The organism is Stenotrophomonas sp. VV52 (assembly GCF_002893095.1).
GTDB classification, from domain to species: domain Bacteria; phylum Pseudomonadota; class Gammaproteobacteria; order Xanthomonadales; family Xanthomonadaceae; genus Stenotrophomonas; species Stenotrophomonas aracearum.
The window spans coordinates 1-582 of record NZ_PKQQ01000039.1 but is presented as its reverse complement, the minus strand read 5'-3'; the positions used below and the strand labels follow the sequence as shown (position 1 = coordinate 582).

The 582-nt window shown below is 65.6% G+C and carries 1 pseudogene; it reads left to right on the top strand.

The window, feature by feature from the left end:
* A pseudogene (locus tag C2U58_RS20115) lies at window positions 1-582 on the top strand (flagellin); the annotation flags it as partial.

Sequence of the window (582 nt, the reverse complement as noted above, 5' to 3'; positions counted from 1 at the left end):
CGTTCTCCAGCCAGCTGTTCCAGGTCGGTGCGAATGCCGGCCAGGCCATCGCCATCGACAAGGTGGTCAACGCCAAGGCCAACGCGCTGGGCAACGCCACCTTCGACGCCAACTCGATCACCATCGCTGCCGGTACCGTGACCGCTGCCAACAAGGGCACCACGATCTCCTTCGATGGCGTCAAGATCGGCGGCGGCAGCCTGGCTGCGGCGGTCACCATCGACAAGGTCGAAGTCGTCTCGACCGGCGTTGCCGCCGATGACCAGAAGGCCCTGGTCGCCGCGGTGACCACCGCGATCAACGCCAAGATCGGCGAAACCGGCGTGTTTGCCGAAGTCGATGCCACCGCCGGCAAGATCAACCTGACCTCGGTCAAGGAAAGCGTCAACTCGGCCGGTGCCTTCACCGCGATGACCGTCACCGCCGGCACCAGCGCAGGCATCACCGGCTTCAACTCGGCCGCACCGACCGCCACCGCCACTGCGCCGGCCGGCAAGATGCTGAGCGATGTGAACATCGACAGCGTCAAGGGCGCCCAGCAGGCGCTGGAGATCGTCGACAAGGCGCTGGGTTCGATCAACA